The organism is Paraburkholderia sp. (assembly GCF_035948235.1).
Taxonomy (GTDB): domain Bacteria; phylum Pseudomonadota; class Gammaproteobacteria; order Burkholderiales; family Burkholderiaceae; genus Paraburkholderia.
This window is the reverse complement of sequence record NZ_DASZJJ010000058.1, coordinates 1-3881: the sequence shown is the minus strand read 5'-3', so window position 1 is coordinate 3881 and position 3881 is coordinate 1. Positions and strand designations below refer to the sequence as shown.

4 protein-coding genes are annotated in these 3881 nt (G+C 65.8%); all 4 read right to left on the bottom strand.

All coding sequences use genetic code 11. From position 1 onward, the window contains the following. Positions 1-179: 179 nt before the first annotated feature. A complete protein-coding gene (locus VG320_RS03735) occupies positions 180-1787 on the bottom strand; it encodes an ABC transporter substrate-binding protein (RefSeq protein ID WP_327198813.1) in 1608 nt (535 codons plus the stop codon). Positions 1788-2049: 262 nt separating this feature from the next. After that, positions 2050-2823, bottom strand: a complete 774-nt coding sequence (locus VG320_RS03730; RefSeq protein WP_327198812.1) for an SDR family oxidoreductase — start codon at positions 2821-2823, stop codon at positions 2050-2052. A gap of 14 nt (positions 2824-2837) precedes the next feature. After that, positions 2838-3491, bottom strand: a complete 654-nt coding sequence (locus VG320_RS03725) for a thiol:disulfide interchange protein DsbA/DsbL (protein WP_327198811.1) — start codon at positions 3489-3491, stop codon at positions 2838-2840. 134 nt (positions 3492-3625) lie between these two features. Beyond that, on the bottom strand, positions 3626-3881 hold a 256-nt coding region (locus VG320_RS03720), incomplete at its 5' end, for an SPOR domain-containing protein (RefSeq protein WP_327198810.1).

The following is a 3881-nucleotide window of genomic DNA, read 5'->3' as shown; positions in this document are numbered from 1 at the left end:
CAGTGGCGCGCCGTGGCGCTGCACGATCACGCATGGGACGTGCGCCGTCGCGTGGGCACGCCCTGGTGGCGTCAAGTCGCCGAGGCGCTCAGGTCCGCGGTGAAGGGGCCGCGTCCATAAGTAAAAGCCAATAAAAAACCGGGGCTTGCCCCGGTTTTGCACATTTGGCGATGCAGCGCTTACTGCACCGTCACCGCGCCGAAGTTCTGGCGGCCGAACGGACTCACCTGATAGCCGCTCACGTTGGTGCGCGTGATGGCCGAGGCGGTCGGATAACCCAGCGGAATCCACAGCGCCTGATCGTGGATGATCTTCTGCGCCGCGTCGTAGAGCTTCGCGCGTTTGGCCTGATCGGCGGTGGTCTTGCCTTCGGTGATCAGCTTGTCGAGCTGCGGATCGCAAAAGCGCGCGAAGTTGATGCCCGACTGCACCGCGTTGCAGCTAAAGAGCGGCGAAAGATAGTTGTCCGGATCGCCGTTGTCGCCGGCCCAGCCCATGAAGAGCGTGTCGTGCTGGCCCTGCTTGGCTTCCTTGATCAGCTCGCCCCATTCGATCACCTTGATATCCGCCTTCACGCCGATCTTCGCGAAATCGGCCTGCAGCAGTTCGGCGCCCGCGCGCGGGTTCGGATTGAGCACGCTGCCGTTCGGGCGCACCCAGATCGTCGTCGAGAAGCCGTTCGGCACGCCGGCTTCGGCGAGCAGTTGCTTTGCCTTCGCGACATCATGCGGATACGGCTGGATCGACTTGTCGTAGCCCCAGGTGGTGGGCGGCCACGGATTGGTCGCGGGCGTCGCCGTGTTGTCGAACACCGTCTTCAGATAGGTCGTGCGGTCGAACGCGAGGTTCAGCGCCTGGCGCACCTTCGGATTGTCGAGCGGCTTTTTCTGCGTGTTGAGCGCGACGAAGGCGGTCATGAAAGCCGGCGTCTGCACGACCTTGAGCGCTTTGTCGGCCTTTGCGTCGGCCACATCTTGCGGCTTGGGCGACAGCGCGATCTGGCATTCGCCGGCCTTGACCTTCTGCGCGCGCACGGCGGCGTCGGGCGTGATCGCGTAGATCAGGCGATCGACCTTGGGCTTGGGGCCCCAGTAGGTCGGGTTGACGTCGTAGCGGATCACCGCGTCCTTCGTGTAGCTCTTGAGCGCGAAGGGGCCGGTGCCCACGGGTTTGGCGTTCAGGTCGACCTGCTTGCCGGCCTTGAGCAACTGGTCGGCGTATTCGGCGGAGTAGATCGACGCAAAACCCATCGACAGGATCGGCAGGAAGGTGGCGTTCGGCTCGTTGAGTTCGAACTTGACCGTGTTCGCATCGACCTTGCTGACCGATTTGACGAGCTTGGCAAGGCCCATCGACTGCGCGTGCGGGAAGCCGCTCGCGCCCGCCACCTTGTGCCACGGGTTGTTGGCGTCGAGCATGCGCTCGAAGGTGAAGACCACGTCGTCGGCGTTGAGCGTGCGCGTGGGCTTGAACCATTCGGTGGTCTGGAACTGCACGTTCGGGCGCAGATGGAACGTGTAGGTGAGGCCGTCGGCGCTCACGTCCCACGACTGCGCGAGCGCGGGCACGACCTTCTTCTGCGCTTCGTCGTAGGCGACGAGCGGGTTGAAGATCACGTCGGCGGATGCGTTGGTCGTCACGAGCGAGTTGAACTGCACGACGTCGAAGCCGTCCGGGCTCGATTCCGTGCAGACCGTGAGCGGTTTCGCGAGCGCGGGCGTGGCCGCGCAGGCGAGCGCGGCGCACAGCGCAGCGGCGAGCACGGGAGCGGGCGAGGTGAAGCGCATGGGATCTCCGTTGGTCGGGTAGGCCGGGATGGGCAAGGGTGAGCGGTCGAAGGGCCGCCGCGAGGCGCGCAGGCGATATCCGCGCCCGAAGCACGGGGCCCGAACGGGGCAAGCTTATCGAAGGGAAATTGCCCAGACAACAATTTAATCGACATACCCATATGGGGTGCGATCTGTCGGGCGATGCGGGGAAGGGCGAGGCAAGCGGGGAATGACGCGCGGCGCATGAGACAAGCGCCGCGCGCGGTGAGTCAGTGCTGCCTCAGTGCTCAGCCGTACGCGGCTTGCGCGGCGCGCGCACGAAGGCGCGGTCGTAGAGCCAGCGCGGCAAGGCGCCGAGCAACGCGGCGACCACGCGCATCGGCCATGGGAACACCGCGAAGGTGGTGCCGCGCGCGATGGCGTCGGCGGTGCGTGCGGCGAAGCGGTCCGCGTCCATCAGGAACGGCATGCGGTACGGGTTCTTCGCCGTCATCGGCGTGCGGATGTAGCCGGGCGCGATGGTGACGACCGGCACGTTGAACGGCCGCATCTCCACCCGCAGCGCTTCGAGATAGGCAAACGCCGCCGCCTTCGACGCGCTGTACGCGCCCGAACCCGGCAGCCCGCGCACACCCGCCACGCTCGCAATGCCCACGAGCGTGCCGCGCTTCGCTTCGGCCATCGCCTGGGCGAACGGCTCGAAGGTGGCGACCATGCCGAAGTAGTTGGTGTCCATCACGTCGCGGAACGTGGCGAGGTCGCCATGACCGGTGAGCGCGCCGCGGCTCACGCCGGCGTTGGCGATCACCACGTCGGGCATGCCGTGTTCCGCCACGAAGGCGTGCGCCGCGGCGGCGAGCGCATCGGCGTCGCGCACGTCGGCGCCATAGAGGGAGATGGGGTGCTGCGGGTGGGACTGGCGGAACGCCTCGAGCGCGTCCGTGCGGCGCGCGACCAGCCCGAGGATGGCGCCGCGCCGCACATACTCGGCGGCGAGAGCGGCGCCGATGCCGCTCGACGCGCCGGTGATGAAGACCTTCAACGGTTGTGTCATACCGGCGCGCGCGCTCACATCTTCTTCGCGCGGATCTGCGAAATGATGTAGTCCATCACCTGCAGCGTGGCCGGATCGGCCTTGTCTTCGGAGACCTGCATCAGCGCCGGGCCGGTTTCGTACTTGCCCTGGATCGCGATGGTCGGCACGCCGTCGATCTTGAAGGCGTCGAGCATGCCCTTGTCACGCTGCAGCGCGCTTTGCGTCGAGAACGAGTTGTACGCGTCCATGTACTTCTTCGGATCGACGCCTTGCGTGGCGAGGAACTTGGCCTGGTCTTCCGGCGTGAGCAGGTAGTTCTTGTTGACGTGGATCTCATGGAACACGGCCGGCGTGAGCTTCTGCGCGAGGCCCAGCGCGTCAAGCGCGTAGTACATCTTCGAATGCGGGATGAAGTCGTCGCGGAACGCCACCGGCACGCGCTTGAACACGATGTCCGGGCCTTGCTTGGCGATCCAGCTTTCGAGGAACGGGTCCAGCGCATTGCAGTGCGGGCAGCCGTACCAGAAGAATTCGATCACTTCGATCTTGCCTGCGGGCACGCCAACCGGCTGGGCCTGTTTCAGGACCGTGTATTCCTTGCCCGCGACGGGCGCGGTGGGCGATGCGTGCGCCGCGCCGGCGAGCATCGAGAGCGAGACCAGAAGCGTTCCGAGAAGTCGTTTCATAGCGTGTTATTCCAGTGAACGGGGGCCGGCGGTGCCGGCCGGGCAACGTCGGCGCGCGGCGTGCGAGTGTTGCGGTTTGTGACGGACGCGCGCGCTGCGCGCGTCACTTTCATTTCGCGATGGGTTATCGCGCTTTACTGCTTCGTGAAACGGATGACGGCAGTGTCGATCCCGGCATCTGACAGACGCTGACGGGTCGAGTTCATATCGTCGAATTTCGAGAACGGCCCGATGCGCACGCGGAAGTACGTGACACCGCCCGCATCGCGCTGCGTGACCTTCGACTCGAAACCCTGGAACGCCAGACGCGCGCGCTGCTGCTCGGCATCGCCCGACGTCTTGTACGCGCCCACTTGCAGGAAGTAGCCGGTGTTGGCGTCGCCGGCCGTC